Source organism: Cellulomonas fimi ATCC 484, from assembly GCF_000212695.1.
GTDB classification, from domain to species: Bacteria; Actinomycetota; Actinomycetes; order Actinomycetales; family Cellulomonadaceae; genus Cellulomonas; species Cellulomonas fimi.
Genome location: NC_015514.1, coordinates 880,127 through 905,925, shown reverse-complemented (window position 1 = coordinate 905,925; position 25,799 = coordinate 880,127). Strand labels below are relative to the sequence as shown.

The 25,799-nt window shown below is 76.0% G+C and carries 29 protein-coding genes; 12 read left to right on the top strand and 17 right to left on the bottom strand.

The genetic code is table 11. The features are described 5' to 3' along the window. Positions 1-2: 2 nt before the first annotated feature. From CELF_RS04145 to CELF_RS04115, 7 genes are all read right to left on the bottom strand, one after another. The gene (locus tag CELF_RS04145; RefSeq protein WP_013769996.1) at positions 3-1,397 is read right to left on the bottom strand and encodes an FAD-binding oxidoreductase; all 1,395 of its coding nucleotides are present in this window, start codon (positions 1,395-1,397) and stop codon (positions 3-5) included. A 148-nt stretch (positions 1,398-1,545) separates the two neighbouring features. Continuing rightward, a complete protein-coding gene (locus tag CELF_RS04140) occupies positions 1,546-3,315 on the bottom strand; it encodes a sensor histidine kinase (protein WP_013769995.1) in 1,770 nt (589 codons plus the stop codon). Beyond that, on the bottom strand, positions 3,312-3,665 hold the full coding sequence (locus CELF_RS04135; RefSeq protein WP_013769994.1) for a response regulator: 354 nt from the start codon (positions 3,663-3,665) through the stop codon (positions 3,312-3,314). The genes CELF_RS04140 and CELF_RS04135 overlap by 4 nt, the downstream gene beginning before the upstream one ends. Next, the gene (locus CELF_RS04130) at positions 3,662-3,853 is read right to left on the bottom strand and encodes a hypothetical protein (RefSeq protein ID WP_013769993.1); all 192 of its coding nucleotides are present in this window, start codon (positions 3,851-3,853) and stop codon (positions 3,662-3,664) included. The genes CELF_RS04135 and CELF_RS04130 overlap by 4 nt, the downstream gene beginning before the upstream one ends. Further along, complete coding sequence (locus tag CELF_RS04125) at positions 3,850-4,572, bottom strand: PHP domain-containing protein (RefSeq protein WP_013769992.1); 723 nt, start codon at positions 4,570-4,572, stop codon at positions 3,850-3,852. The genes CELF_RS04130 and CELF_RS04125 overlap by 4 nt, the downstream gene beginning before the upstream one ends. Further along, the gene (locus CELF_RS04120; RefSeq protein ID WP_013769991.1) at positions 4,569-5,564 is read right to left on the bottom strand and encodes an ATP-grasp domain-containing protein; all 996 of its coding nucleotides are present in this window, start codon (positions 5,562-5,564) and stop codon (positions 4,569-4,571) included. Before CELF_RS04120 ends, CELF_RS04125 begins: the two co-directional genes overlap by 4 nt. Then, the gene (locus CELF_RS04115; protein WP_013769990.1) at positions 5,561-6,652 is read right to left on the bottom strand and encodes a response regulator; all 1,092 of its coding nucleotides are present in this window, start codon (positions 6,650-6,652) and stop codon (positions 5,561-5,563) included. The genes CELF_RS04120 and CELF_RS04115 overlap by 4 nt, the downstream gene beginning before the upstream one ends. Positions 6,653-6,861: 209 nt before the next feature. On the opposite strand from CELF_RS04115, the gene CELF_RS04110 reads away from it, so the two are divergent. Both CELF_RS04110 and CELF_RS04105 read left to right on the top strand, forming a co-directional pair. Then, positions 6,862-8,037 carry an LLM class flavin-dependent oxidoreductase gene (locus CELF_RS04110; RefSeq protein ID WP_013769989.1) on the top strand — a complete coding sequence of 392 codons (1,176 nt, stop codon included), beginning with the start codon at positions 6,862-6,864 and terminating at the stop codon, positions 8,035-8,037. A gap of 67 nt (positions 8,038-8,104) precedes the next feature. Further along, positions 8,105-8,722, top strand: a complete 618-nt coding sequence (locus CELF_RS04105; RefSeq protein WP_013769988.1) for an FMN reductase — start codon at positions 8,105-8,107, stop codon at positions 8,720-8,722. Between the two features lie 57 nt (positions 8,723-8,779). Here the strand turns inward: CELF_RS04105 and CELF_RS04100 are convergent, their stop codons facing one another. Then, positions 8,780-10,672, bottom strand: a complete 1,893-nt coding sequence (locus tag CELF_RS04100) for an ABC transporter ATP-binding protein (RefSeq protein ID WP_013769987.1) — start codon at positions 10,670-10,672, stop codon at positions 8,780-8,782. A 75-nt stretch (positions 10,673-10,747) separates the two neighbouring features. Between CELF_RS04100 and CELF_RS04095 the strand changes: the two genes are divergently transcribed. Then, a complete protein-coding gene (locus tag CELF_RS04095; protein WP_013769986.1) occupies positions 10,748-11,323 on the top strand; it encodes a TetR/AcrR family transcriptional regulator in 576 nt (191 codons plus the stop codon). A 185-nt stretch (positions 11,324-11,508) separates the two neighbouring features. Here the strand turns inward: CELF_RS04095 and CELF_RS04090 are convergent, their stop codons facing one another. Continuing rightward, a complete protein-coding gene (locus CELF_RS04090; protein WP_212758833.1) occupies positions 11,509-11,775 on the bottom strand; it encodes an adhesin in 267 nt (88 codons plus the stop codon). Positions 11,776-12,032: 257 nt separating this feature from the next. On the opposite strand from CELF_RS04090, the gene CELF_RS04085 reads away from it, so the two are divergent. After that, positions 12,033-12,458, top strand: a complete 426-nt coding sequence (locus CELF_RS04085; protein ID WP_013769984.1) for a nitroreductase family deazaflavin-dependent oxidoreductase — start codon at positions 12,033-12,035, stop codon at positions 12,456-12,458. On the opposite strand, the gene CELF_RS04080 is transcribed toward CELF_RS04085, so the two are convergent. Then, entirely contained in the window at positions 12,445-13,209 is a 765-nt protein-coding gene (locus CELF_RS04080) for a M15 family metallopeptidase (RefSeq protein WP_197722523.1), read from the bottom strand. The two genes, CELF_RS04085 and CELF_RS04080, sit on opposite strands and share 14 nt — an antisense overlap. Positions 13,210-13,766: 557 nt before the next feature. On the opposite strand from CELF_RS04080, the gene CELF_RS19380 reads away from it, so the two are divergent. Beyond that, positions 13,767-14,300 carry a protein-tyrosine phosphatase family protein gene (locus CELF_RS19380; protein WP_049791428.1) on the top strand — a complete coding sequence of 178 codons (534 nt, stop codon included), beginning with the start codon at positions 13,767-13,769 and terminating at the stop codon, positions 14,298-14,300. 25 nt (positions 14,301-14,325) lie between these two features. Here CELF_RS19380 and CELF_RS04065 read toward each other — a convergent pair whose 3' ends face one another. Beyond that, positions 14,326-14,847: a MarR family winged helix-turn-helix transcriptional regulator gene (locus CELF_RS04065; protein ID WP_013769982.1), complete on the bottom strand. Its 522-nt coding sequence runs from the start codon at positions 14,845-14,847 to the stop codon at positions 14,326-14,328. A gap of 54 nt (positions 14,848-14,901) precedes the next feature. Here CELF_RS04065 and CELF_RS04060 point away from each other — a divergent pair, with 54 nt between their 5' ends. Continuing rightward, on the top strand, positions 14,902-15,615 hold the full coding sequence (locus tag CELF_RS04060; RefSeq protein WP_013769981.1) for an SDR family NAD(P)-dependent oxidoreductase: 714 nt from the start codon (positions 14,902-14,904) through the stop codon (positions 15,613-15,615). 9 nt (positions 15,616-15,624) lie between these two features. Here CELF_RS04060 and CELF_RS04055 read toward each other — a convergent pair whose 3' ends face one another. After that, positions 15,625-16,590, bottom strand: coding sequence for a phosphotransferase (locus CELF_RS04055; protein ID WP_013769980.1), 966 nt, complete (start codon positions 16,588-16,590; stop codon positions 15,625-15,627). 157 nt (positions 16,591-16,747) lie between these two features. Here CELF_RS04055 and CELF_RS04050 point away from each other — a divergent pair, with 157 nt between their 5' ends. After that, positions 16,748-17,533 (top strand): aldo/keto reductase, encoded by a 786-nt coding sequence (locus CELF_RS04050; protein ID WP_013769979.1) that lies wholly within the window; start codon positions 16,748-16,750, stop codon positions 17,531-17,533. A gap of 3 nt (positions 17,534-17,536) precedes the next feature. Further along, a complete protein-coding gene (locus CELF_RS04045; protein WP_013769978.1) occupies positions 17,537-18,010 on the top strand; it encodes an NUDIX hydrolase in 474 nt (157 codons plus the stop codon). A gap of 33 nt (positions 18,011-18,043) precedes the next feature. Here CELF_RS04045 and CELF_RS04040 read toward each other — a convergent pair whose 3' ends face one another. After that, positions 18,044-18,316 (bottom strand): hypothetical protein, encoded by a 273-nt coding sequence (locus CELF_RS04040; protein ID WP_013769977.1) that lies wholly within the window; start codon positions 18,314-18,316, stop codon positions 18,044-18,046. A gap of 239 nt (positions 18,317-18,555) precedes the next feature. After that, positions 18,556-20,673 carry a pectate lyase family protein gene (locus CELF_RS19375; RefSeq protein WP_013769976.1) on the bottom strand — a complete coding sequence of 706 codons (2,118 nt, stop codon included), beginning with the start codon at positions 20,671-20,673 and terminating at the stop codon, positions 18,556-18,558. 240 nt (positions 20,674-20,913) lie between these two features. On the opposite strand from CELF_RS19375, the gene CELF_RS19370 reads away from it, so the two are divergent. The 4 genes from CELF_RS19370 to CELF_RS20340 all read left to right on the top strand — a co-directional run bounded on the left by CELF_RS19370 (position 20,914) and on the right by CELF_RS20340 (position 23,252). Beyond that, complete coding sequence (locus CELF_RS19370) at positions 20,914-21,708, top strand: CAP domain-containing protein (protein WP_013769975.1); 795 nt, start codon at positions 20,914-20,916, stop codon at positions 21,706-21,708. Positions 21,709-21,822: 114 nt separating this feature from the next. Next, positions 21,823-22,200, top strand: coding sequence for a YciI family protein (locus CELF_RS04025; RefSeq protein ID WP_013769974.1), 378 nt, complete (start codon positions 21,823-21,825; stop codon positions 22,198-22,200). A 93-nt stretch (positions 22,201-22,293) separates the two neighbouring features. Beyond that, a complete protein-coding gene (locus CELF_RS04020) occupies positions 22,294-22,860 on the top strand; it encodes an isochorismatase family protein (RefSeq protein WP_013769973.1) in 567 nt (188 codons plus the stop codon). Positions 22,861-23,003: 143 nt separating this feature from the next. Next, the gene (locus CELF_RS20340) at positions 23,004-23,252 is read left to right on the top strand and encodes a hypothetical protein (protein WP_013769972.1); all 249 of its coding nucleotides are present in this window, start codon (positions 23,004-23,006) and stop codon (positions 23,250-23,252) included. A 104-nt stretch (positions 23,253-23,356) separates the two neighbouring features. On the opposite strand, the gene CELF_RS04010 is transcribed toward CELF_RS20340, so the two are convergent. The 3 genes from CELF_RS04010 to ligD all read right to left on the bottom strand — a co-directional run bounded on the left by CELF_RS04010 (position 23,357) and on the right by ligD (position 25,787). Next, complete coding sequence (locus CELF_RS04010; protein WP_126297666.1) at positions 23,357-23,659, bottom strand: PGPGW domain-containing protein; 303 nt, start codon at positions 23,657-23,659, stop codon at positions 23,357-23,359. A 107-nt stretch (positions 23,660-23,766) separates the two neighbouring features. After that, entirely contained in the window at positions 23,767-24,180 is a 414-nt protein-coding gene (locus CELF_RS04005) for a CBS domain-containing protein (protein ID WP_013769970.1), read from the bottom strand. A gap of 131 nt (positions 24,181-24,311) precedes the next feature. Then, positions 24,312-25,787 carry a non-homologous end-joining DNA ligase gene (ligD, locus tag CELF_RS04000; RefSeq protein WP_013769969.1) on the bottom strand — a complete coding sequence of 492 codons (1,476 nt, stop codon included), beginning with the start codon at positions 25,785-25,787 and terminating at the stop codon, positions 24,312-24,314. Positions 25,788-25,799 lie beyond the last annotated feature (12 nt).

Here is a 25,799-nt window from a genome sequence, read left to right as displayed (position 1 = left end):
CGTCAGCCGCGCACGCCGCGGGCCGCGAGCAGCACGCCCGCGGGGTCGTACGTGCGGGACAGCGCCCGCAGACGCCGTGCGACGAGCGGCGTGAACACGCGCTGCGCCCAGGCGGGACCGGAGCCGCCGGTGAAGTTCGGCAGCCCGCCGTCCCGCAGCCACGGCGCCATCCCGGCCTCGATGCGGGCGGCGTCGCGCGTCACGACCTGCGCGACCTCGGGCACCATGAGGCCCACCACGAACAGGCTGTACGCCGCGTCGCGGTGCGCGTACGCGCACGGGTCGCCCTCCCGGACGCGGCCGCCGAGCTGCCGCACCTCGACCATGGCCTGCGCGGACGGCACGCCCGGGCCGACGAGCTCGAGCAGCCGGTCCGCACCGGCCACGCCGAAGCCGTCGAGCAGGTGGTGCGTCTCGTGCAGCGGCATCGGGTCGACCGGGTCGTCGTGCACCTCGCCGAGCGCGGCGTACGGCATGCGTCGCACGGTGTCGAGGACCGGCGCCGCGACCGCCCGCAGCGCGCGGACCATCTCCTCGCCCACCGCCGCGTCGCCCGTCCACGCGAAGCGCACGTGCAGCGTGACCTGTCCGCGCAGCGGCGCGGGGAACGGCTCCACGTCCGGCAGGCGCATCACGGCGACGGACGTCGTGCCCTCGTGCGGCAGCAGCTCGCACCACTGCGCCCACGTGCGCAGGACCCCCGGCACGTCGGCCTCCGCGAACCACAGCCCGCCCGCGTAGACCTCGGGCAGCGCGACGAGGTCGACCTCGACCGCGGTGACGATCCCGAGCGTCCCCTTGCCGCCGCGCAGCCCCCAGAACAGGTCCGGGTGCTCGTCCGCGGTCACGCGCCGCAGCACGCCGTCACCGGTCACGACGTCGAACGCGCGGACGGTGTCCGACGAGAGCCCGTGCGAGCGGGCGACCGGGCCGAGCCCGCCGCCCGTGAGCATCCCGACCGCACCCACGTCGGGCGAGGAGCCGCACAGCGCGGCGAGCCCGTGCGGTGCCGCGGCCTCCAGCACGCGCGCCCACCGGACGCCCGCCCCGATCCGCGCCCACCGCTCCTGCGGGTGCACGGTCAGCTCGTCGAGGGCCGCCGTGTGCACGAGGATCGCGTCCCGCATCTCCTCGGCCGCCCCGTGCCCGGTGCCCTGCACCGCCACCGGCACGCCGAACGCGGCGGCCAGCCGCACGGTCGCGCTGACGTCGTCCGGGCCCGTGACCTCGACGACCGCGAGCGGCGCGACCGGGTGCAGCAGGTTGGAGGTCCGGGTCAGGCGGGCGTAGGGCTCGCTGCCGGGCAGGTGCACGCCGGGGACGGCGTCCTGCAGGGCGCGGACGGCGGCGGCGCCGACGGTGCGGCGGTGGCCGGTCGCGGGGCTCAGGAGGGACATCGCGGTTCCTTCGGGGTCCGGCACGGTGTTCCGTGCGCAGGGTGCGGGTGCGTCGTCGTCGGCGCACGGGCAGAAGGGGACCCGAGCAGGTGTCCAGATACGTCCTCGCGGCGGCCCGGCGCGCGGGCAGGTCGGTCGGGGGGAGCGGTCAGGCCGGGCGGTCGGGGGGTGCGGCCGGCAGCGTGACGACGAACGTCGTGCCCTCGCCGAGCGTGCTCTCGACGTCGAGCCGGCCGCCGTGCGCGTCCACGACGGCGCGGGCGATCGCGAGCCCGAGCCCGACGCCCGGGATCGCACGCCGCGTCGCCGACGTCGCCCGGAAGAACCGCGTGGTGAGCCGCTGCAGCTCGTCGGGGGCGATGCCGATGCCCGTGTCCCGCACCAGCACCCCCGCCCCGCCGTCGGGCGTCGGGGCGACCTCGAGGTGCACCTCGCCGCCGGACGGCGTGAACTTCACGGCGTTGGAGACGAGGTTGTCGACGACCTGCGCGAGCCGGCCCGGGTCCGCCACGACCGGCGTCGGGGCGACCGACGTGACGAGCGCGACCCCGGCCTGCTCCGCCACGGGCCCCAGGGACGTCGCCGACCCCCGCACCACGTCCGCGAGGTCGATCGGGCGCGGCGAGATGGCGAACGTGCCCGCGTCGACCTGCGCCGTGAGCAGGAGGTCGCCGACGAGCCTCAGCTGGCGGCGCGCGTTGCGCTCGATCACGGTGAGGTAGCTGCGCTGCTCCTCGGTCAGCTCGTCGGTGCCGTCGAGCAGGAGCTCGAGGTAGCCGAGGACGGACGTGAGCGGCGTGCGCAGCTCGTGGCTCACGAGGCTGACGAACTCGTCCTTGAGCCGCGCGGCCTCGCGGTCGGCGGTCACGTCGGTCGCGACGACGACGTACCCGGCGACGGTGCCGTCGACCTCGAGCCGCCGCGTCACGGCGAGCTGGACCGTCACCTCGGACCCGTCCTGCCGGCGGTACGTGCGGTCGCGCGGGAAGCCGCCGCTGCCGTCGGGCGCGACGATCGACTCGAGCAGCCGCGCGGCCGTGGACCCGGGTGCGCGGCCCGGCGTCGGGGCCACGACCTCGGCGCCCGCGTCGAGGTCGGTGATGCGCATCCGACCCACGACGTCGCCCTGCGCGAACCCGAGCAGCCGTTCCGCGCCCGCGTTGAACACCTCGACGAGCCCGGTCGCGTCGGTCGCGATGATCGCCTGCTGCGTCGCGGAGTCGATGATCGAGACGAGCTGGTCGCGCGCGGCACGGCGCGCATCCGCGACGCGCGCGAGCTCGAACGCGTCGGCCCGCATCCGCTCCAGGAGCTCCTGCTCGCGGTCGCGCATCACCGCGACCGCCTCGGTGCGCGCCCGCAGGCGCTCGGTGACCTCGTGCGCGGTCACGGCGATGACGAACGCGACGAGCCCGACGAACAGGCTGCGCAGCAGCACGAGGTTCGAGAAGGGGACGTCGGGGTCGAGCGCCGCGGGGACCACGATCGCGAGCCCCACCCCGATCGTCCCGACGGCGATCCCGCGTCGCCCGCGCTGCGCGGCGAGCGCGAGCACCGGCAGGAAGATCATCGTGGTGTACATCGACCCGGTGCCGCCCGTCCCCGCGCGCAGCAACGCGATCGCGACGATCTGCAGGGCGGGCAGCACGTCCTGCGTCCACTCGGGCGCCTCCGCCCACGGCACGAAGCGGGCGAGCAGCGCGATGAGCACCGCGACACCGCCGGAGGCCCACACCGCCCACGGCAGGCTGATGGGGATCCCGGGGAAGCGCAGCGTCAGGAGCGCGATGAGGAACACCACGAGGAACGGGAGCTGCCGCTCCACGACCGCGGCCTCGCTCCCCATCCGCGACGCGAACCGGCGCAGGACGCGCGACGCCCCGCCGGCCGGGACCGTCGGCACGCGGGGGCGGTTCACGGCGACCACCCCGGCAGCGCCTGGTCGAGCGCCGTGCGCACGTTCTCGCCGACGAACGGCTTGGGCAGCGCCGCCTCGACGTTCGGGTAGTCGTGCGCGTCGAGCACGGAGACCACGACGACCGGCAGGCCCGGGCGCCGGGCGCGGAGCTCCTCGACCAGCTCCCAGCCGCCCATGCCGGGCAGCCGCAGGTCGACGAACGCGACGTCCACGTCGAGGTTCGCGTCGTCGGACAGCGCCTCCTCGGCGCTGCGGGTCTCGCGCACGTCGAGGCCCATCCGGTGCAGGTGCGTGGCGAGCAGCGCGCGCTCGTCGGGCTCGTCGTCGACGACGAGCGCCCGCGGGCTCATGCCGCACCCCGCACGCTGCGCGCCTTCGTGGCTGCCTCGCGGCCCATGTCCTCACCCTGCCCGTCCCGTCGGCCCTCGCGGGCGGCACCGCGCAGCCGGCCGCTGTCGCGGGCGGTCGTGCGGAGCACCGCACCGAACCTCGCCACGTCGTGGGCCGCCGCGGGGGCGGAACGGCGGTGCGTGCTCACGCCTGCTCCGCGCGCAGCCACGCGTACCGCCCGACGTCGTCGGCGACGTGCGCGTCGGTGGACGCCACGAGCGCGACCCCGGCGGCCACCCACCGGTCCCGGACCCGCGCGCCGGGGCACCGCCACTTCTCGTTGACCTCGACGGGCGTGCCGGTCGCGACGAGGACCTCCGCGAGCGCGTCGAGCAGCTCGTCGCTCACGTCGTCCTCGGTCAGGCCGATCTTGGGCAGCAGCGAGAAGGGGTGCGCGAGCTGTGCGCGCCCGGCACGCCGGACCGCGCGCGCGGTCGCCGTCACGAGCGTCTCGACCGCGCCGGCCCGCGTGAGCGTCCCGGCCCCCAGGTGCTCGAGCACCACGCGCGGGCTCCACGGTCCGTCGGGACCGGGGAACTGGTGGTCGGCGAGGAGCACGCGGTCGGCCCCGTCGGGCCGGCCCAGCGCCGCCAGGACGTCGGGCGGCGCGTCGACGGCGCCCGACGCGTCGAGCACCTTCGCCTCGACCCCGGTGAGGACCCGCAGGCCGTCGACGCGCGGCAGCCCGCGCACGACCGCGAGGAAGTCCGGCACGTACGACGTGGAGACGCGCACGTGGTCGACCATGCGGAGGGTGTCGAGGCCGGCGGCGCGTGCGGCGGCGAGGTTCTCCGCGGGTGTGCTCACGGCGTCGTCGGAGAACGCCGAGTGCACGTGGTGGTCGCCCCGCAGCGACGGGCCGGTCATGCGTCCGCGGTCTCGGGGGTGACCTGGGGCGCGGGGAGCACCTCGGCGAGCGGCAGGAACACGTCCTCGAGGTAGCGCACGTTGGCGACCTCGGCGTAGTCGACGTGCTCGGGCAGCGGTCGACCGAGCACCGCGTCGAGCGTCAGCGACGGCATGTCCACGCCGGCCGCGACGGTCAGCGGCATCGCACCGGGGAACCGCGGGTTGACCTCGAGCAGCGCGGGCACGCCGTCGGCGTCGCGCTTGAGCTGGACGTTCGCGACGGTCGTCAGGCCGACGGCCCGCGCGACGGCCGACGCCGTCGCGACGAGGTCGTCGTCGTGCACCGTGACGCCCGCGACGGCGACGCCGGAGTCGACGCGCAGGCGGGCGCGCGGCACGGCCGCCACGACGGAGCCGTCGAGGCCCGCGAGGACGTCGACGGAGAACTCGTCGCCGGGCAGCAGCTCCTGCACGAGCAGGTCCTCCTCGGCGTGCACCGACTCCAGCTCTGCGGCGCTGAAGACGGTCCGCACCCCGCGCGACCCGGCGCCGCGCCGCGGCTTGACGATGACGGGGAACTCCCAGCCCGAGGTCGCCTGCGGGGTCCCGACGAGCTCGGTGCGCGGGACCCGCACGGTCCGCGTGCACGCCCGCGCGAGGGCGAGCTTGTCGAGGCACGTCTCGAGCGTGCCGAGCGCGGGAGACGCGAGCAGCGTGCCGTCGGCGGCGAGCCGGTCCCGCTCGGCGGCGAGCCGGGGCAGCTCGACGTCGACGGTCGGGAACAGCACGTCGATCCGGTCCTCGCGGCACATCTGGGCGACGACGTCGACGAACTCGGGCGCGCGCCCCGCGGGGACGAGCCGCCGCCGCTCGGCCGGCACGAGGTAGATCGCGCTCGCCCAGCGGTCCATGTCGGCGGCGAACACCTCGACGTCGCCGCGCCGCTGCAGCGAGCGGATCACCGCCACCCCGGCGGGTCCGCCGGCTCCCGTCACCAGCACTCGGGTCACCGGTGTCCTCCTGTCTCGTCGTGGGCGAGGCCTGCGGCGTCGTCCCGGGCGGCGCTGAGGCCCGCGGCGCGGGCCGAGCGGGACAGCATCGCCGCGACGCGGACCGTCTCGAGCGGTTCCGCGTGGCGGCCGGTGCCGAACCGCGACCAGTACCGCGCGGTCGCGCGCACCAGGTCGGGCTCCATGTAGTCGCGGTGCGCCTGGGACTCGAACGCGGCGAGCATCGCGAGCTTCGTCTCGACGAACCCGTCGACGGGCACGAACGTGTCGGGTCGGAACTCGACGGTCGAGGACGGGCTCTGGAAGCACGCGAGCGACGGCACGCGTCGGGCCGCGACCTGCACGGCCTGGTGCACGGCGCGGTGGTCCTGGTGCCGGTCGTGCACGGAGTGCGTGTAGACGACCGTCGGGGACACCTCGCGGATCGTGTCCTCGATGGTCGTGATGAGGCCGTTGGCCGGGTCGAGGCGCGTGTCCTCGAAGTCGTGCAGGTACAGGCGGGCGTTGATGACCGCGGCCGCGGCGAGCGCCTCGTGCCGGCGCGCGTCGACCTCGCCCCCGATCGCGCCGCTGGAGAGCGTGAGGACGACGACCGCGTCACCTGCCGCGCGGTGCGACGCGAGCGTCGCGCCGATCCCGATCTCGACGTCGTCGGGGTGCGCGCCCACCGCGAGCACGGTCTCGGTGGGCGCGGCGGCCTCGCGGCGACGGCGGCCCTCGGCGGCGAGCGCCCCGATCTTCTCGACCAGGACGGACGCGCCGACGGGCTTCACGAGGAACTCGTCGGCGTCGCGGCGCAGCGCCTCGACGGCGTAGTCGACGCTCGCGAACGCCGTCATGACGGCCACGGGGACGCCGGGGGCGCGGGCGCGCAGCTCGCCGAGCAGGTCGAGACCGCTCATGCCGGGCATCTGGATGTCGGTGACGACGACGTCGAACGTGCGCGCGGCGACCTCGGCGAGCGCGGACATCGGGTCGTGCACGACGGTGGCGGCCATGCCTCCGCGTCGTTCCAGGACGGTTCGGACGAACTGGGCCGTATCGACGTCGTCCTCGACGACGAGCACCCTCACCTGGTCGTCGGACACGCTCGTCGGACCTCCCAGCTCCGGCTTGGCAACGTCTTCACCGTAACCGCGGGGCCCGGAAGCGGCCTTTCGGGGTCCCCCGTCCGGCGCGCCGTGGGGCGTCGTCCGTGCGGGAATAGGTGGAGGGGGTGGCAGGTTGAGCGCGTCAGTACATGCAAACGCATGAACTTCCGGCCCGGGGCCGGAGCCGCAGGAGAGGGGCACACGTCATGCAGTTCGGGATCTTCAGCGTCGGGGACGTCACCACGGACCCGATCACCGGTCGCACGCCGGACGACACCGAGCGCGTGCGGAACATGCTCACCATCGCCGAGCACGCCGACGCCGCGGGCCTCGACGTCTTCGCCACCGGCGAGCACCACAACCCGCCGTTCGTGCCGTCCTCGCCCACCACGATGCTCGGCTACCTCGCGGGCCGCACGAAGAACATCCTGCTGTCCACCGCGACGACCCTCATCACCACCAACGACCCCGTCCGGCTGGCCGAGGAGTACGCGATGCTCCAGGTCATCTCCGACGGCCGCATGGACCTCATGCTCGGCCGCGGCAACACCGGGCCCGTCTACCCGTGGTTCGGCCAGGACATCCGTCAGGGCATCCCGCTCGCGATCGAGAACTACGCGCTGCTGCGCCGCCTGTGGACCGAGGACGTCGTCGACTGGTCCGGCAAGTTCCGCACCCCGCTGCAGGGCTTCACCTCGACCCCGCGCCCGCTCGACGGCGTCGCGCCGTTCGTGTGGCACGCCTCGATCCGCTCCCCCGAGATCGCCGAGCAGGCCGCGTACTACGGCGACGGGTTCCTGCACAACGCGATCTTCTGGCCCATGGAGCACACGGCGCAGATGGTGAACTTCTACCGCCAGCGCTTCGAGCACCACGGGCACGGCCAGGCGGACCAGGCGATCGTCGGGCTCGGCGGCCAGGTGTTCGTCCGCAAGGACTCCCAGAAGGCGTGGGACGAGTTCCGCCCCTACTTCGACGTCGCCCCCGTCTACGGGCACGGCCCGTCGATGGAGGAGTTCACGCGCGAGACCCCGCTGACCGTCGGCTCGCCGCAGCAGGTCATCGACCGGTACGGGAAGTTCTTCGAGCAGGTCGGCCACTACCAGCGGCAGATGTTCCTCGTCGACCACGCCGGCCTGCCGCTCAAGACCGTCCTGGAGCAGATCGACCTCCTCGCCGAGGAGATCGTGCCCGTGCTGCGCCGCGAGGCCGAGGCCGTCCGCCCCGCGCACGTGCCCTCCGACCCGCCGTCGCACGCGCAGCGCGTCGCCGCCGCCCGCGCCGCCGGGCAGTCCCCCACAGCGTCGCCCGCCGCCGCCGACCGCTGGACCGGCCGGACCGCCGAGGACGACGTGGAAGCAGCGGACGCCGTCGCGCGTTGAGCCCGACGGCACCGACCCGAAGCACCCGGACCACCCGCAGCACCACGAGCACAGGAAGAAGGACACGATGAGCGACCGCTCGATCGTCGTCGTCTCGGCCGGGCTGTCCCAGCCCTCGTCCACCCGCCTGCTGGCCGACCGGCTCGCCGACGCCACCGTCGCCGAGCTGGCCCAGCGCGGCATCACCGCGCACGTCGAGACGCTCGAGCTGCGCGACCTCGCGCACGAGGTCGTCAACATGACGCTCACCGGGTTCGCGTCCGGGCCGCTGCGCGCCGCGCTCGACACGGTCGCACGGGCCGACGGCCTGATCGCCGTCTCGCCGGTGTTCTCGGCGTCGTACTCCGGCCTCTTCAAGTCCTTCGTCGACGTGCTCGACAAGGACCTGCTCGTCGGGCGGCCCGTGCTGCTCGGCGCGACGGGCGGCACCGCACGGCACTCGCTCGCGCTCGAGTACGCGCTGCGGCCCCTGTTCGCCTACCTGCGGGCGGACGTCGTGCCGACCGCGGTCTACGCGGCGACCGACGACTGGGCCGACGCGGGCAGCGACCGCGTCAACCCGCTGCCGGACCGCATCCGCCGGGCCGGCCGCCAGCTCGCGGAGGAGGTCGCCGACCGCGAGCCGTCGGCCCCCGCGGGCCTGTACGACGCGGTCCCCTCCTTCGAGGACCTCCTGGGCGGCTGACCCCGCCCGCCCCTGACGACGCCGAGACGGCGACCCCGCCGTCTCGGCGTCCGTGCGTCAGGACGCGGTGCGGGACGGGAGCTCGACGCCGATGCGCAGGGCCTCGACCAGGTCGCGGTAGAGGGGGTCCTGCGCCAGGAGCTCCTCGTGGGTGCCGCTCGCGCGGACCCGGCCCTCCTCCATGACGAGGATCGTGTCGGCGTCCACCACCGTGGACAGGCGGTGCGCGACCGTCACGACCGCGCCCGTGCGCGCGGCGGCCCGGATGCAGTCGTGGACCGCCGCCTCCGTCAGGCCGTCGACCTGCGCGGTCGCCTCGTCGAGCAGCAGCACGTCCGGGCGCCGCAGCAGCGCGCGGGCCAGCGCGATCCGCTGCCGCTGCCCACCCGAGACCGACGTGGACGACAGGGACGTGTCGAGCCCCTCGGGCAGTCCGTCGAACGCGCCGTCGAGCCGCACCGCCCGCAGCACCTGCCCGACCTCCTCGTCCGTCGCCTCCGGGGCGCTGAACAGCAGGTTCTCGCGGATGGTGCCGGGCACGATCGGTGTCTCCTGCTCGACGTAGGCGAACCGCGCGCGCAGCGCGTCGTGCCCGACCTCGGCGAACGGCACGCCGTCGAGCAGGAGCGTGCCGTCCTGCGGCTCGAGGAAGCGCAGCAGCAGCGAGAACACCGTGGTCTTGCCCGCCCCCGACGGTCCGACCAGGGCCGTGTGCCCGTGCCGGGGCACGGCGAACGACACGTCCCGGACCGCGGGCGGCGCGTCGGGGCCGTAGGCGGCGGTGACGTGCCGCAGCTCGACGACGGGCACGTCGTCCGGGGGCGCCCCGGCCGGGAGCGCGACGCGGGCGCGCACGCCGTCGACGGCCGCTGCCCCCACCCGCGCGGCGGGGACGGGGCCGTCCTCGGTCTCCATCTGCGTGACCTCGCGGATGCGCGCGGCCGCGGCGATGCCCGACTGGAGCTGCGTGAAGCTCTGGGTCAGCTCGGTGATGGGGCCGACGATGTTGAACGCGTACAGGAGGAAGGCGACGAGGCTCGACACCGCGAGCAGCCCATCCGCGACGCGCCACGCGCCGAGGCCGAGGATGACGACGATCGCGAGCTGGATGCCGCCCCACGAGACCGTCCACGCCACGGCCGTGGTCCGGACCGCGCGGATCGCGTGGTCGCGCGCCCCTCGGGCGTCGGCGAGGATGCGCTCGCCCTGGCGCCCCTCGGCGCGGCTCGACTTCACGGTGCGGACCGCGCGCAGGGTGCCCTCCAGGGTGCCGCCGAGGCGCCCCATCGACTCCTGCGACGCCTGCTGCGCGGTCCCGATCCCCGGCAGCAGCACGGCCATGACCGCGCCCACCACGACGATCGACGCGATGGTCGTGCTCAGCAGCACGAGGTCGAGCACGGCCATGAGCACGAGCGTGCCGACGAGCGAGACCACGCCGTTGACGAGGCTGACGAGGCTCGACGACGCGGCCTCCCGCAGCAGCACGGTGTCGGACGTCGTGCGCGTCACGAGCTCGCCGACGGGGCGGCGCGTGACCGCGGGGACGGTCGCGCGCAGGAAGTGCTCGACGAGCGAGCGGCGCGCGTCGTAGACGATCCGCTCCGCGACGGTGCCCATGAGGATCCACTGCGCGAGCCCCACGACGGACCCGACGAGCAGCAGCCCGACGAGCACCGCGACGGGTGCCGCGATGTCCTGCGAGCCGGTGAGCGAGTCGAGGACCCACTTGGTCACCATCGGGGTCGCGAGGCCCATCGCGGTGGCGGCCAGGCCCAGCACGAGGCCGAGGAGCAGGGTCCGGCTGTACGGACGCGCGAAGGACACGAGGATGCGCAGCCGCTCGCCGCGCGGGAGGGCCTGCGCGGGGTCGTCGGCGGCGGGTCCGGCCGCGGGTGCGGGCGGGTCGCTCGGGGCGGTCGGGTCGTCGGTGGCGGTCGTCGGCGGCATGGCACCAGTGGAACACCGGTGTTCCACATCGGTCAACCATCATTCCGCACCGGAACACGGTGGTACTGTCGCGCCGTGAGCACGGACCTCGTCGGCGGCACGCGCGGCCGCACGCGGCGCGCGATCCTCGACGCCGCGGTCCGCACCCTCGCGCGCGACACGGGCGCGAGCCTCGCCCAGATCGCCGACGCCGCCGACGTCGGACGCACCACGCTGCACCGCTACTTCCCGGAGCGCGGCGACCTGCTCGCCGCGGTCGCCGACGAGGCCGGCACCCGCCTCACCGAGGTCGCCGCCCGCGCCCGTCTCCACGAGGGTCCGGGGCTCGACGCGATCCTGCGCGCCTGCCAGGAGTGCCTGCAGCTGGGCGACCTGCTCACGCTGCTGTTCACGGACGTCGTCCCGCTCGACTCGTGCGAGCCCGCCGACGGCTTCACCACCGCGCTCGACGGGGCGTGCGCGCGCGGGCTGGCCGACGGCTCGCTCGACCCGCGCCTCACCCCGGGCTGGGTGCAGGGCACCGTGTGGGCGGCGCTCTACCTCGCGTGGAGCGAGCTGCGGGCCGCGACGACACCGCCGCACGACGTCGTCGGTCAGCTCCTGCTCACGGTCGGCAAGGCCCTCGCCGCGCCGCAGGCAGCCCCGCACTGAGCGCGCGTCGCCGCGCACGCACGTCGGCGGGACGGGAGTGACGCCTCCCGCCCGCCGACGCCGTCAGTGGCCGGCCGACGTCGTGCCCGTCGACCGGCGACCCGGCCGGCCCCGCCGCGCCCGCGGGGGGCGGCGGGCGCGACGGGACCGGGTCCTGGCTCCGGGCCGACCAGCGGCCCGGGCGGTCACTGCGGGGTGAGGGTGAAGCTCGACCCTGCGCCGGTCGGCTCGACGTCGAGGCGCTGGTCGGACAGCGTCTGCGACGTGAGCGGGTCGACGTAGACGCGGGCGCCGGACTCGGCCACCACGTCGTCCCCGGGCACGGGTGCGGCGACGAGCGCGAGCTCGAAGCCGCCCGCCTCCTGCTCGGCGATCCGCAGACCACCGGTCTCGTCGGGCAGGCCGGCCCGCTCGGTGAGGGTCCGGACGGCGGTGCGGGCGTTCTCGGTCATGGTGAGCACGGGTGCTCCTCTCCTGGCCGGGACGCCACCCCGGCGGACCGGGGCAGCGCGTTGCGGACACCTCCACCGTGGGCACCGCCGGCACCGCGAGGCAACTCGGGTCCCGCCCAGCGAGACCGGTCGCGACACGCCGGGCCGCCGGGTCGCGCACGCGCCGCGCCCTGCCTACGGTGCGCCCTCGCCGACCGGCCACCCGGCCGCCGCCGCCCCGCGCGCCGCCTCCCGCGTCCCTCGGTACGGTCGACTGCATGCCCATCCCGATGTGGGTCACCCGCGTGAACCGGCGTGTCACCAACCCCGTGCTCGGGGCGGTCTCGGACCGGGTGCCACCGCTCGCGACGCTGCACCACGTCGGCCGCACGTCCGGCCGGCGGTACCGCACGCCCGTCATGGCGTTCCGCACGCGCCGCGGCGTGGTCGTCGCGCTCACCTACGGGCCGCACGTGCAGTGGCTGAGCAACGTGGACGCCGCCGGCGGCGCCCGGCTCGTGCAGCGCGGACGGGTGCTCGTGCTCGACGACCCGGTGCGGCTGCGCGGCGACGCGGGCGCCCGCCTGGTGCCCCGCGTCGTGCGCCTCGCCCTGCGGGCGCTGCACGTGGACGAGTTCGTCGAGCTCGCGGTCGTCGGGACCGCCGACCAGGACCCGGACCCGCCCCGCGTCAGCGACCCGTGACCGAGAAGTGCTGGTAGTCGACCGGTGACGACCAGTCGCCGCCCCACCGCCACCCCGCGGCGGCGAACGCCTGCACGACGGCGTCGCCCGCAAGGATCACACCGGGCCGCGCGGTCCGCTCCGCGAACTCCCGCCCCGCCGACGGCGCGACGTGCCGTCCCCGCACGTAGGGGTTCTCGACCGGGTTGACGTCGATCGCGCGGCCGTACGCGTGCTCCGACCAGCCGGTGCCGCCGGTGATCGCCCGGCAGTTGAACGCCGAGGTGTTGTCGGCGGCCATGGACGCGTCGTCGTCCGCCCCGAAGTCGTCCACGAGCCGCATGGAGCGGATCGGGTACCCGACCTCGAACAGCGTCCGGAACACGCCGACGATCCCGTCGGCGACGTCCGCGTGGACCACGAGCTCGCCCTGCACGACCTCGCCGTCGAACCCGTGGTGCGTGACCGTGACGTACCGCAGGTCCTCGAGCGGCACGGGGCAGCCGGGGCGCCACGAGGCCGCCATGCGCGTGACGACCTCGGGCGAGAGCGCGTCGACCGTGCCCACGAACACGGGTCCGGCCGGCGTGGGGGTCGGCGTGGGGGTCGGCGTCGGCGTGGGGGGCGGCGCGACGGGGCTCGGCGCGGCCGCCTTGGCCGCGGGGGCGTGCGCGACCGTCACCGTCGGCGGCGCGGGCGCAGGCGCCGGCGCGCACCCTGCGGCCACGACGGGCAGCAGCGCGAGCACCAGGAGCCGCGGACGCGGACGCACCCGGCCAGTATCGGCGGACGGGGCGGGCCGGGCGAGCGCGGCTCGGCGGGGACGCGTCGGCGGGACGCGTCGGCGGGACGCGTCTGCGGACACTCAGACGCAGCCCCGGCGGTCCACCGTGACGCCCACGGACACGGTCGTCCCCGCCCACATCGCGACGTCACGACAGCCTTCCGCGCAGTGCATCCCGCACGCGGGGCAGACCCACAGCGTGTGGTGCCGGTCGACCGTGCAGCCGCACGTGACGAACCGCTCCGACGGCCGCCCGGGGCCGCTCGTCGTCCAGCGGTGCCCGGCGGGACACCCGGCCGGCGGCACACGGATCCACCCCCGTGGCGTCCGCTGCCACTTCGACCAGTCGACCTCCCGCACCATCGAACAAGTGTACGAACGCATCGAGCGCGCCCGCGACCGCCCGAGCGGGTGAGGCCGCGGTCCCTGGGCGCCTCGTCGGCGACGCATCCCGGGGCCGCGGCCAGGACGGCCCGGCGCACGCCCGGGACCGCGGGGCGGGGCTCGACGGGTGGCAGCCGGACGACCTGCCTAGCCTGCTGCACATGACACCTCCCGCACCTTCGGCGACGTCCGACGCCTCGACGACCGCCGACGCCGTGCACCTCGACGGCGTCCGGCCCGCCGACCCGCCGACCCTGCTGCTGCCCGGGTTCTGGCAGGGCGGCTGCCCGGTCGACTTCCGGTGGGTGCGCGAGACGGGCGTCGACGTGGTCGTGGACCTCGCCGACGCCGGCACGTACGCGCCCGACGGCGCCACGGACGGGCTCGCCTACGTCAAGTGCGCGCTCGTGGACGGCGACGACGTCGACGTGCCGCTCGTCACGGGGCTCGCGTCGCTCGTCGCCGGGCTGCTGCGCGAGGGCCGTGCGGTGCTCCTGCACTGCACGTTCGGGCGCAACCGCTCGGGACTCGTCGCGACCCTGGTGGTGCGGGAGGCGCTCGGGCTCACGGGCGCCGAGGCGCTCGCGCACGTGCAGTCGCGTCGCCGGGAGACGGTGAACAACGCGGCGTTCGCCGACTGGCTCCGGGCCCTGCCCGCGCCGGGCGCGACGGCGGGCGCAGGGCGCCCGGTCTGACCCTCGCGGCGCCACCTGCCGGGCGTCACGCGTCGGGGCGCCGCCCGGCGGTCGCGGGCCCGCGGATCGCGTCCGCCCAGCGGCCCAGGAGCGCCTCGAGCGTGCCGAGCTCGTCGTCCGTGAGCGCCGCGGTGAGGGCGTCGTCGGCGTCGAGCACGTGCTGCGCGACACGTTCGACGACGCGGTGGCCGGCGCCCGTCAGCGCCACCTCGACGCTGCGGCCCGGACCTGGCGTGCGGACGACGAGCCCGTCCTCCTCGGCTCGGGCGACTCGCTGCGAGACCGCGCCGGCGCTCACGAGGCACCGCTCCGCGAGCGCGCGCGTCGTCAGCGTGTAGGGCGAGCCGGACCGGCGGAGCGTGCTCAGCAGGTCGAGCGTGGCTGGGTCGACCTGCTGCGCGTGCAGCGCGCGCTCGCGCGCCCGTCGGAGCTCGGACGCGACGGTCTTGACGGCCCAGACCACGGCGACGGACCGCGTGGGGACGCCCGGCAGCTCCCGGCGCCACGCGTCCGCGACGGCCCGGGCGTCCGGCCGCGTGGTTGCCATGTGCTCTCCTCGCGTGGTGAGATCATTTAGGTCTAAACGTAGCAGGAGGTCCCCATGGCCCGGCAGGTGCTGATCACCGGCGGCACGCGCGGCATCGGGCGCGCGACCGCGGCGCGGTTCGTCGCGCTGGGCGACGACGTGCTCGTCACCGGCCGCGGGCCGGACGTCGCCGCGACCGCGCGGCAGGTCGGCGCGCGCGGCATCCGGCTCGACCTCGAGGACCCGGAGTCGGTCGGCACGCTCCGCGACGACCTCGACGCGGTCGACGTGGTGGTCAACAACGCCGGCGGCTTCGTCGGCCCTCCCCCACCCGCCGGCGCCGGGCTGGCCGACGTCGCCGCCCACTGGCACCGCGGCCTCGCGGTCAACCTCGTCGGCGCGGTGCTCGTCGTCACCGCGCTCGAGGACCGCCTCCGCGCCGGCGGTGCGGTCGTCTCCGTCGGGTCCATCGGCGCGGAGTACGCGGGCAACCCGTACTCCGTCGCGAAGGCCGCGCTGCAGGCCTGGAGCGTCGGCCTGTCCGAGCGGCTCGGGCCGCGCGACGTGACCGTCAACGCCGTCGCGCCCGGCTACGTCGAGGGCACCGACCTGTTCGGCGGCCCGCTGGACGCCGAGCGCCGCCGCACCCTCGTCGGGCGCACGAGCCTCGGCCGGCCCGCGACGCCGGAGGACGTCGCCGGCACGGTGGTGTTCCTCGCGTCCGCCGACGCCCGGCACCTCACGGGGCAGACCGTGCACGTCAACGGCGGTGCCCGCACCACGCGCTGACCGCGCCGGTCACAGCGGCGTGCGCCACCGCCCGACGGCCGCCCCCAGCCACGGCGACCCGACGCCCCGCTGCCGGTCGTCCCACAGCCGGAACAGCACGCCGCCCAGCTCCGCGACCGCGTCGAGCACGGGACGGCCCGCCCACCCGCGGACGTCGTGCCCGTACGCGCGGCAGAACCGCAGGTAGGTCACGTCGTCGAGCTCGCCCGCGTCGAACCGCCGCGCGGCGCTCGTGAGGTCGTACTCCAGCGGGCCACGCGCGACGAAGTCGAGGTCGACGAGCCACGTCCGGCCGCGCGAGCGCAGCACGTTCCCCGGCGACACGTCACCGTGCACCGCGCCGGTGCCGAGCTCCGTGCCGGCCGAGGCGACCGCGTCGAGCAGAGCGGCCCGCGCGTCGAGGAGCACCGCCGCCGCGTCGTCCGGGAGCGCGTCGAGCAACCCGTCGAGCCGGCGCAGCGGGACCCACGCCGGAACATCGGCGTCCGTGTGGTCGTCGTGGAACCGGCGCAGCGCCCGACCGATCCGGGGCCACCGGGCGGGCCGCGCGTCGGCGAGCCACGGCGAGACGACCACGACGCCCGACGACGTGACGACGGGAGCCTGCCGCGGCAGGAGCCCGCGCCGGGAGCCGTCGAGCGCGGTCGCGACGGCACCAAGGTGCGCCGCGTCGGTGCCCGGCGGGTACACCTTGACCGCGTCGTCGCCGAGCCGCAGGACGACGGTCGTCAGCACCGAGACGACCTCGGGCTCGTCCGGGGCGACCGGCAGCACGAGCCGCGCCTCCTCGAGCGCCGCGAGGGCGTCCGCGGCGCCCCACCCGGCCCGCGGGAGCGGCAGCGGGTCCGCGACGACTCCCGGCCGGGCGTCGGGCGCGACCGGGCGGTGCCCGGCGACGTCCGGCCCCTGCGGCGCGACGGCGGCGAGGACGGCGGGCGCGGGCGCGCCCGGGGGCGGCGGGGCGAGGGTCGACATGCAGGGCTCCGGTGACGACGGCCTCCGTGGACGTCGGCGGCGCACGACTCGACCGGGGCGGGCGGCGGCAGCGTACGGCGCGACGAGGCCCCGCGACGAACGCGCAGGTCCTGCGCATCCCGCGCGACGGCCGTGACGCCGGGCGAGGATGGGAGGCATGACCAGCACGCCTCCCGTCCCCACCCTCGCGCTGCCCGGCGGCGCCATCCCCGTCCTCGGACTCGGCACCTGGCAGGCCGAGGGCGGCGACGCCGAGCGGGCTGTCGTCGCAGCCCTGCAGCTCGGGTACCGCCACGTCGACACCGCGACCGGCTACGGCAACGAGCACGAGGTCGGCCGCGCGCTCGCGACGATCGACGTCGACCGCGACGACGTGTTCGTCACCACGAAGCTCCCGCCGGACCACGTCGGCCGCGAGCGGCAGACGCTCATGGAGTCGCTCGCCGCGCTCGGCACCGACCACCTCGACCTGTGGCTCGTGCACTGGCCGCCGAACAGGCAGGCGACACCCAGCACGTGGCGTGCCTTCGTCGAGGCGCGCGACGAGGGCCACGTCCGTTCGATCGGGGTGTCGAACTACTCCGTCGCCCAGATCGACGAGCTGATCGCGGCGACCGGCGAGGCGCCCGCGGTGAACCAGATCCCGTACAGCCCGGTCGACCACGACCCGGCGCTGCTGGCGGCGCACCGCGAGCGCGGCGTGGTCGTCGAGGGGTACAGCCCGCTCAAGCGGACCGACCTCGACGCGGCGCCGATCGCGGACGCGGCCCGGGCGCACGGCGTCACGCCCGCGCAGGTCGTGCTGCGCTGGCACGTGCAGCACGACGTCGTCGTGATCCCGAAGTCGACGAAGCAGCACCGGCTGGAGGAGAACCTGGGCGCCCTCGGCTTCGAGCTGACCGCGGACGAGATGGCGGCGATCGACGCGCTCGGGCGCGGCTGACCCGTGCCACGCACGAGCGCCGGGCTCCTGCTGTACCGCCGCACCGACGCGGGCCTGGAGGTGCTGCTCGGGCACATGGGCGGGCCGTTCTGGGCGCGCCGCGAGCGTGCGTGGTCCGTGCCGAAGGGTGAGCCGGACCCGGGTGAGGAGGACCTGCACGCCGTGGCGGTGCGCGAGTTCACGGAGGAGCTCGGCACCCCGCCGCCCGCGTCGCCCGTGGAGGACCTGGACCTCGGCACGGTCCGCCAGGGTGGCGGGAAGGTCGTGCGGGCCTGGGCCCGGGAGGGATCCTTCGACGAGACGGGGGCGCGCAGCAACCTCGTGGAGGTCGAGTGGCCGCCGGGGTCGGGAAGACGGCTGGAGGTGCCGGAGATCGACCGCGCGGCGTGGTTCGCGCCCGACGAGGCGCGGCGGGTGGTGGTCGCCGCTCAGGCGGAGCTGGTGGACCGGCTCGTCGAGGCCGTCGGCGGCCGCTGACCGCCCGCACCCGAGGATCGTGGCGGCGCGGGCTCAGGCGGCGTCGGCCTGGTCGGCGCCCGCCTCGGTCGTGGTCGCGGCCGTCCCCGTCTCCTCCAGGACCTCCTCGAGCCCGCGCGCGCACGTCGCGAGCACGTACCCGACGAGCGTGAGGACCATCAGGACGCCGACGACCAGCGTCTTGAGGAGCAGCCCGGGGGCGAGGACGACGCCGTAGAGCCCGGGGACGACGAGCAGCAGGGACACGTAGGCGCCCGTCCACATGCCGTCGCGGCGCTGCTCGAGCTCGTCGCGCATCGAGGCCATGCCCTCCACCTCCGGTGGGTCACGGGGTCGGCCTCCGTCGGTCGGGCCCGTCCCTGTCGACAGTAGGGCCGGGCGCACGGGACGGGCGGGGACGATGGTCCTCGCCCGTCCCGTGCACCGGACCGCCGCTCAACGCCGGTCAGTGCCGGTCAGTGCCGGTGAGCGCCGGTCAGCGCCGCCCAGCGCCGGTGAGCGCCGGTCAGTGCCGGTCGGCGCCGGTCGGCGCCGGTCAGCGCCGGTCAGCGCCGCACGGTGACCGTGAGCGGCGCCGTCGCGGTCGTGCCGGCGGCGTTCGACAGCTCCGCGGTGAAGACGTACGAGCCGGGAGGAAGGCCGGTGACGGCGCTCGACACGTGCTGGGCGTGCGGGGTGGCCGGGGTCAGCGCCTGCCGGTCGACCTCGACGCCGTCGCGGTAGAGCACGTACGTGTCCGCGTTGGTGCCCCACCACAGGCTCGCGGTCACCGTGAAGGTGCCGTCGCCGTCCCGGTCGTCGTGCCGCAGCACGGCCTTCGCGGGTGCGGCGTCACGGACGCGGACCGTGAGCGGCGCCGACGTCGAGGAGCCCCACGGGTTGAGGACCTCGACCACGTAGACGTGGTCCCCGTCGGTGCGACCGGTGACGTCGAACGTGACCTGCTGGCGCCCCGGCGACGTGCCCTGCAGCCAGGCGGCGTCGACGAGCACGCCGTCCTCGTAGAGCTTGGCGACGGTGCCGTTGCTCCCCCACCACAGGGTCGCGGTGAGGGTGTACTCGCCGTCGTGCAGGCCGTCGCGCCCGTTGTCGTGCGCGAGCCGGAACCGGTCGGGCGCACGGTCGGACACCGGCGTGCCGGACGGCAGCACCCCCGCCCCCGCCTGTGCCCGCACCGTCGCGGCCACCTCGGCGGCAGGCTGCGCGGTGTACGCGTACGCGGCGGCGGGGTCCCAGCGCACGTCGCTCGACAGGGGCGTCGCCGCGGTCGCGCCGTAGGCGGCCTGCACGTCGAACGGCTCGCCGTTCACGAGCGAGCCCGTGACCCTCGCCTGAGTGCCGCCCCAGCCCGCGAGGATCTTCGCGGGGTCGGTCGCCGGCAGCAGCTCGAAGGCGTTCTGCTCGGCGACGATGCTGCTCTCCCGCCCGGCACCGAGGTAGTACTGGAAGCCGGTGCCGTCGGGGTAGAGCGCGGGCTTCGTCTGCTCGTACAGCTCGTTGTAGACGTGCACGTCGCCGTACCGCACGCGTGGCGCGCGCTGGCCGATGTCGATCCAGTGGTTGTGGTGGTAGGTGACCCGGTGCTGGCCGCGGTCCTGCGTGCGCGAGTCGGACGAGCCGACGAGGGACGTCTTGTCGTGCTCGCGCAGCACGTTGTGCGACACCGTCACGAGGTCCGAGCCGTGCGTGATGTCGACGAGGCCGTCGTGCACCTCGAACGGGCGCCCGTAGACGGTGTCGAGCGCGCTCGGCGGGTGCTCGCCGTCGTCGAGCGTGAGGTGGTCGACCCAGACGCTCGTCGACGTCCAGACCGAGAGGTTGTCGTAGGCCGAGTTCCAGCTGCCGCCCGAGTCGTTGGCGTCCCACTGCGGGAAGCAGTCGTACGCGTCCGAGAGCGTGAGGTTGCGCACGATGACGTTGCTCGCGTCCCGGACCCGCAGCGACGCCCCGACGAGACGGGCGTCGTCGCCGACGCCGACGATCGTGACGTTCGACCCGACGTGCTGGAGCGTCTGGGCGACCTGCAGCGCGGCGGCCGCGACTCGCGCGGTCTCGAGCGGCCCGCTCGGGTCGACGCCGGGGCCGAACGCGGCGACGTAGTCGCTCATCGCGAACGGCGCACCCGTGCCCTCGACGGTGACCTGCCGCTCCAGGTCGGCGCACGTGACGCGGCTGCCGTCGGGTCGCTGCCACGCGTCGATCGTGCCGCGCACGTAGACGATGCGCGGCACGGTGCTGCGGCGCGCGTCGGTCTGCGTGCCGCCGGGCCTGCCGGCGAGCGCGTCACGCAGCTCCTGCCACGTGTCGACGACGTAGACGTCCGCGGCGGCCGCTGCGGCACCGCCCGTCGTCGGTGCGGCGGTGCGGGCGACGCCGTCGGGCCGGGTGGTGCCGGACCACGACGCCCACCCGTCGCCGGCGGGCAGGACCTCGCGACCGAGGTCACGCGCCGGCTCGGCGGGCGAGGGCGAGGGACGTGGCCCGGGGGCGGCGACGCGTGGCGCGTCGGCGGGTGCGACCGCGCCGGGGGCGACCGAGGCCGGCCGTCCCGGGCCGGGCTGGGCGGAGGCGGGCGGGCCGGCCGCGAGGCCGAGGACGGCGGCCAGACCGACGGCGGCGGTGACCTGGCCGATGCGGAGGGAGGGGTGGGCCGTGGTGCGCATGAGACTCCTTCGTCTCGGGACGCGAGTGCGGGACTCGAGCGAGAAACCGGTTTCTCGCGGTCCTCGCACAACGTGCCACACCGGACCGGAAAGCGCAATCAGCCCGAACACGTCCAGGCCGGGACAGGACGGGCGCCCGGGGGGACGCCGCCGCCGCCCGCACCCGAGGGGCCTCGCGAGATGGACGCACGACCTGCTCGAGGGTGCGCGACCAGGTCACGATCCGATAACGTCCCTGCCGTGACCCCGCTCCCCCCGCCGCCGCGACGCCGTGACCTGCGTCGGAGGGAGCTTCGTCGCCGCCCGCGACGCGGCCGCCGTCTCGCCGTCGAGACCCTCGTCGTCGCCTCCGGCCTCGCCGCCGCCGCGTTCGCCGCCCCGACCCTCCTGGCCGGCCCCGGCGCCGCCGAGGACGCCGAGCAGGTCCGCCTCGCCGCGGAGCTCGACCTGCGCGAGGCCGACACCGCGAGCCGCTCGGGCGACCGCACCGCCGCGTCGCCCACCGGCACACCGACGCCGACACCCACCCCGACGCCGACCGCCGACGCCGCACCGCCCGCGACGCCCGCCGAGCCGGCCCCCGCCCCCGACGCCCCCGACGACACCGACGGGGCGGCCGCGCCGCAGCCGGCCACCACCGTGCCGGTCCCCGCGCCCGCACCGGCCGCCACCGCGCCCCAGTCGATCGACGCCGAGATCGTCACGCTCGGCAACGTCGCCCGACGCGCCGCCGGCCTGCCCGACCTCGCCACCTCCGCCTGCGCGCAGGAGCAGGCGCTCGCGCGCGCGTCCCTGCTCGTCGCCGAGAACCGCTTCGAGCACGACCCGCTCGGACCCATCCTGACGGCGTGCGGCGGGCGGACCGTCGGCGAGAACCTCGCGCTCGGCTACCCGACCGCCCAGGCCACGGTCGACGCGTGGCTCGCCTCGCCCGGCCACCGCGCGAACCTCCTGTCGCCCGACTTCACGTCCATCGGCGTCGCGTGCGTCGACGGCCCGCGCGGCGCGCTCTGCGCGCAGGTGTTCCTCGGCTGACACTGTCGATCTCGGCACCCGTCGCGCGTCATCAGGGCGACGAGGCAGCCGGACGAGGACGACGCCGGCCCGCGGCCGGCACGGGGCCGGCCCGCCCGGGGACGGAGGGACGACATGAGCCAGCGGTACGTGGTGCTGCTGCGCGGCGACGAGGCCGCGTGGGACGCCGCCGACGAGCAGACGCGGGCGGCTGCCTACGAGGACCACGGCGCGTTCGCCGAGGAGTGCGCCCGACGTGGTCACGTGGTCGTCGGTGGCGAGGAGCTGCAGGCCGCCGCGTCGGCGCTCGTCGTCCGGAGGACCCCCGCGGCGGACGACGGACGGGGCGAGCTCGACGACGTGACGGTCACCGAGGGCCCCTACGTGGAGACCGCCGAGCAGCTCGGCGGCTACTACGTCGTCGAGACCGACGACGTGCAGGACCTCGCCCGTCTCGTGCGGACCATCATGTGGCCGGGCGACGTCGTCGAGCTGCGGCCCGTCGCGTCCTGAGGCCGTGTCGCCGCCGCGCCGTGCGCCCGCACGACGCGGTCGTCCCGGTGTGCCGATTTCGCGCACGTCGCCCGTTCGTGGACAATCGACCGTGTGAATGGGAGCGCTACCACACCGCGCACGGCCGTCCTCGTCGTCGACCTCCAGGTCGGCGTCCTCCCGCAGTGCGTGGACGTCGAGGGCGTGCTGGCCCGCACGAACGCGCTCACGTCCCGCGCCCGTACGGAGGGCGTGCCCGTCGTGTGGGTGCAGGACGAGCAGGACTTCGCACGCGACAGCGACGGCTGGCGGCTGCACCCCGACCTCGTCGTGCTGCCCGGCGAGGCGCGCGTCCACAAGGCGTACCGCGACGCGTTCGCCGGCACGGACCTGCAGTCCGTGCTGGCCCGCACCGGGACGACGCACCTCGTCCTCGCCGGGGCCCAGTCGGACTACTGCGTGCGCACGCTCGGGCAGTCCGCCGCAGCGGCCGGGTACGACGTGACGCTCGTGGCCGACTGCCACACGACGACCGGGGCGTGGCTCGCCGGGGTCTGGGTCGGCGGCGAGCAGATCGTCGCGCACGTCAACGCGTACTTCGCGGGTCTGCGCTACCCCGGGCAGCGCTTCGCGGCCGTCCCGCACGACCGGGTCGCGCTCGGCGTCGCCTCCCCGGTGTGACCATGACGCTTCACCCGGACCCGGCGGTCCGCACGCTCGTGCCCGCGGCTCCTTCCTCGCGGGACGTCTCGTCGTCCGCGTGGCGCACCGGCAGTGTCGGAGGGCGCGAGGACGATGGTGGGCGTGAGGCGAAGGAGCCGACCATGAGGGACACGGACGAGCAGGGCGTCGACCGGGCGGTCGAGGCGATGTGCGCGGAGCTCGCCGGCGCACCGTGGTTCCAGGTCGCGTCCGCCACCGCGCGGGCGCACCACGACGTCGAGGCGTGCGCCGCGGGTCCCGCGCGGCGGGTCGCCGAGCGGCGGTACGAGGCGCTGCGCCGGCTCCTCGACGCCCGGACGGACGACCTCGCGGCCCGCCCCGTCTACGGGCGGTCCGGCCCCACGGCCTGACGCCGCCGACAGCGGCCGGGCGTGGCGGGGCGGCGTGGCCGCACGCTGCCGCACGCAGCCGCTCGGTGTCCGGCGAGCCTGTTCGGGGCCTGGCGGTGCCGCCGTCAGCGGCGGCGCTGGAGCGCGTCGCGTCCCTTGTCGACGCCCGCCTTGGCGGCGGCCTTGCTGCGCTCCAGCATGCGGCGCGCCCACACGAACTCCGTGGCGAGGATCGCGAGCCCGGCGAGGATCGCGAGGATCCCGGGCCCGGGCAGGACGAGCATCGCGACGCCGGCCAGCACGACCGTCCCACCGACCGACGCGACGGCGATGACGCGCACGGGGCGCGGCAGGCCGCGCACGGCGGCGGTGACGCGGCCGAGCCGCCGGGACCAGCCGGCGGCGGGAGTCGCCTCGTTCGTCGTCATCCGGCCACGGTACGTGAGGCACCTGGCGGGCGCACGCACCGTTCGCCCTCGGCGTCACCGCGCGGCGCGGTGCCCCCACCGGCCGCGCGAGGTGGGAGCCCGACCGGTCAGGACGACGGCGGGGCCTGGGAGATCGCGCCCAGCACCGGGCCCGCGTTGTGCCGCACCGCGAGGTCGCCGAGCGACACGATGCCGACGACCTGGCCGTCGCGGACGACGGGAAGACGGCGGACGGCATGCGTCGCCATGAGGTCGGCCGCGGTGACGACGTCGTCGTCGGGGCTCACGACGACCGGCGAGCCGGTGCCCACCTGGCCCACGGGGTCCTGCGCCTCACCGCCGACGGCGAGCACACGCACGACCAGGTCACGGTCGGTGACGATGCCGACGAGCCGCCCCTGCTCGACGACGACGAGGTCACCGACGTCGTGCTCCCGCATGAGCTCGGCGGCCGCACGGACCGTGGTGGTGGCCTCGACGGTGACGGGGTTCGGGGTGAGGACGTCCGCGACGGTCGCCATCCTGCTCCTCCTCGCGTCGGGACCGGCGTCGGTGGCGGCCCCGCGGGGGCGGGCGCTGCTCCGCACCCGCGGCGCGCCCGGCGCGCCGGCGACATCGTCTCCCGGTCGCGTGACGTCCGCACCCGGAGGCGTCAGGCCTCCCGGACGACGTCGCGCGGGTCCTTGTCCGGGCGCAGGCCGCGCCAGGACGGGTGCCGGAGCCGGCCGTCGGACGTCCAGCCGGCGAACGCGACCTCCCCGACGAGCTCGGGACGGACCCAGTGCACGTCGCGCGTCTCGGCGGCGGGCAGGCGGTCGACGAACGGCGACGTCGCGGTCTCGAGGGGCGCGAGGCGGCGCAGCAGGTCGTCGAGGGCACGGCGCGTGAACCCGGTGCCGACGCCGCCCGCAGGCCGCAGCACCCCGTCGCCGTCGGGCACGCCGAGCACGAGCGCACCGAGGGTCTCCGCGCGCGCCCCCTTGCCCGGCTTCCAGCCGGCCAGCACGACCTCCTGCATGCGGACGTGCTTGACCTTGACCCAGTCCGGCGAGCGGCGGCCGGGCCGGTACGGCGAGGTCCGTCGCTTGGCCAGCACGCCCTCGAGCCCGTTCTCGGCACTGGCCGCGAGGATCGCGGCACCGGGTCCGTCGAACGCCGGGGGCGTCTGCCAGGAGCGCCCGGCGAGCCCGAGGTCCTCCAGCAGCCGGCGGCGCTCGTCGTAGGGGAGGTCGACGGTGGGGCGCCCGTCGAGGTGCAGCACGTCGAACAGCAGGTAGACGACGGGCACGGACTGCGCGAGTCGGCGCGCGACGGCCGGGTCGGCGACGTGCATGCGCTGCTGGAGGCGGCCGAAGTCGGGGGCGCCGCGCTGGTCGAACGTGACGAGCTCCCCGTCGAGCACGGCCTGCACCGAGCCGAGCTGCTCGCCGAGCCCGGCGACCTCCGGGTACGAGCGCGTGACGTCCAGGTCGTTGCGCGACATGAGCCGGACCCGGCCGCCGTCGACGTAGGCGACGGCCCGGACGCCGTCCCACTTCATCTCGAACGCCCACGCCGCGTCGTCACCCGGCAGCTCGCCGGGCACGGCCGCCATGGGGCGCACGAGCTCGGGCAGCGGCGTCCAGTCGGTGCGCGTCGGCGGGTCCATGCGGTGCACCATCCACGACCGGCCGTCGTCGCGCGCGCCGCCACCCCGCCCGCGGGTCCGGAACAGCACGTACCGGCCGTCGACGCGCTCGCCGTGCAGCACGACCTGCACCTCGCGGTCCGACCACTTCACCGTCTCGTAGGTGCCGCGGTCCCACACCGTCATGTGCCCGGCGCCGTACTCCCCCGCCGCGATCTCGCCCTCGAACGTCGCGTACTCCATCGGGTGGTCCTCGGTGTGCACCGCGAGGTGGTTCGTCCCGGGCTCCTGCGGGAGGCCCTTCGGCACGGCCCACGAGACCAGCACGCCGTCGCGCTCCAGGCGCAGGTCCCAGTGCAGCGCGCGGGCGTGGTGCTCCTGGATCACGAACGTGCGGCCGTCGCCCCGCGGGAGCGGCGCGTCCGGCGGCGGCACCGGTTCGCGCGTGCGCGCCGGGTCCCGCTTGGCGCGGTACTCGTCGAGGGGCTTCGACCCGGGCATGTCCCCGAGTCT

What these genes read in the sequence shown, in the direction of transcription:
- CELF_RS04060 (WP_013769981.1), top strand. Translation starts at nt 14,902, where the DNA reads ATGGCCCGGCAGGTGCTGATCACCGGCGGCACGCGCGGCATCGGGCGC.
- CELF_RS19380 (WP_049791428.1), top strand. Translation starts at nt 13,767, where the DNA reads ATGACACCTCCCGCACCTTCGGCGACGTCCGACGCCTCGACGACCGCC.
- CELF_RS04085 (WP_013769984.1), top strand. Translation starts at nt 12,033, where the DNA reads ATGCCCATCCCGATGTGGGTCACCCGCGTGAACCGGCGTGTCACCAAC.
- CELF_RS19375 (WP_013769976.1), bottom strand. Translation starts at nt 20,673, where the DNA reads ATGCGCACCACGGCCCACCCCTCCCTCCGCATCGGCCAGGTCACCGCC.
- CELF_RS04135 (WP_013769994.1), bottom strand. Translation starts at nt 3,665, where the DNA reads ATGAGCCCGCGGGCGCTCGTCGTCGACGACGAGCCCGACGAGCGCGCG.
- CELF_RS04145 (WP_013769996.1), bottom strand. Translation starts at nt 1,397, where the DNA reads ATGTCCCTCCTGAGCCCCGCGACCGGCCACCGCCGCACCGTCGGCGCC.
- CELF_RS04010 (WP_126297666.1), bottom strand. Translation starts at nt 23,659, where the DNA reads ATGACGACGAACGAGGCGACTCCCGCCGCCGGCTGGTCCCGGCGGCTC.
- CELF_RS04065 (WP_013769982.1), bottom strand. Translation starts at nt 14,847, where the DNA reads ATGGCAACCACGCGGCCGGACGCCCGGGCCGTCGCGGACGCGTGGCGC.
- CELF_RS04090 (WP_212758833.1), bottom strand. Translation starts at nt 11,775, where the DNA reads ATGACCGAGAACGCCCGCACCGCCGTCCGGACCCTCACCGAGCGGGCC.
- CELF_RS04110 (WP_013769989.1), top strand. Translation starts at nt 6,862, where the DNA reads ATGCAGTTCGGGATCTTCAGCGTCGGGGACGTCACCACGGACCCGATC.
- CELF_RS04125 (WP_013769992.1), bottom strand. Translation starts at nt 4,572, where the DNA reads ATGACCGGCCCGTCGCTGCGGGGCGACCACCACGTGCACTCGGCGTTC.
- CELF_RS04025 (WP_013769974.1), top strand. Translation starts at nt 21,823, where the DNA reads ATGAGCCAGCGGTACGTGGTGCTGCTGCGCGGCGACGAGGCCGCGTGG.
- ligD (WP_013769969.1), bottom strand. Translation starts at nt 25,787, where the DNA reads ATGCCCGGGTCGAAGCCCCTCGACGAGTACCGCGCCAAGCGGGACCCG.
- CELF_RS04055 (WP_013769980.1), bottom strand. Translation starts at nt 16,590, where the DNA reads ATGTCGACCCTCGCCCCGCCGCCCCCGGGCGCGCCCGCGCCCGCCGTC.
- CELF_RS04105 (WP_013769988.1), top strand. Translation starts at nt 8,105, where the DNA reads ATGAGCGACCGCTCGATCGTCGTCGTCTCGGCCGGGCTGTCCCAGCCC.
- CELF_RS04050 (WP_013769979.1), top strand. Translation starts at nt 16,748, where the DNA reads ATGACCAGCACGCCTCCCGTCCCCACCCTCGCGCTGCCCGGCGGCGCC.
- CELF_RS04005 (WP_013769970.1), bottom strand. Translation starts at nt 24,180, where the DNA reads ATGGCGACCGTCGCGGACGTCCTCACCCCGAACCCCGTCACCGTCGAG.
- CELF_RS04100 (WP_013769987.1), bottom strand. Translation starts at nt 10,672, where the DNA reads ATGCCGCCGACGACCGCCACCGACGACCCGACCGCCCCGAGCGACCCG.
- CELF_RS20340 (WP_013769972.1), top strand. Translation starts at nt 23,004, where the DNA reads ATGAGGGACACGGACGAGCAGGGCGTCGACCGGGCGGTCGAGGCGATG.
- CELF_RS04040 (WP_013769977.1), bottom strand. Translation starts at nt 18,316, where the DNA reads ATGGCCTCGATGCGCGACGAGCTCGAGCAGCGCCGCGACGGCATGTGG.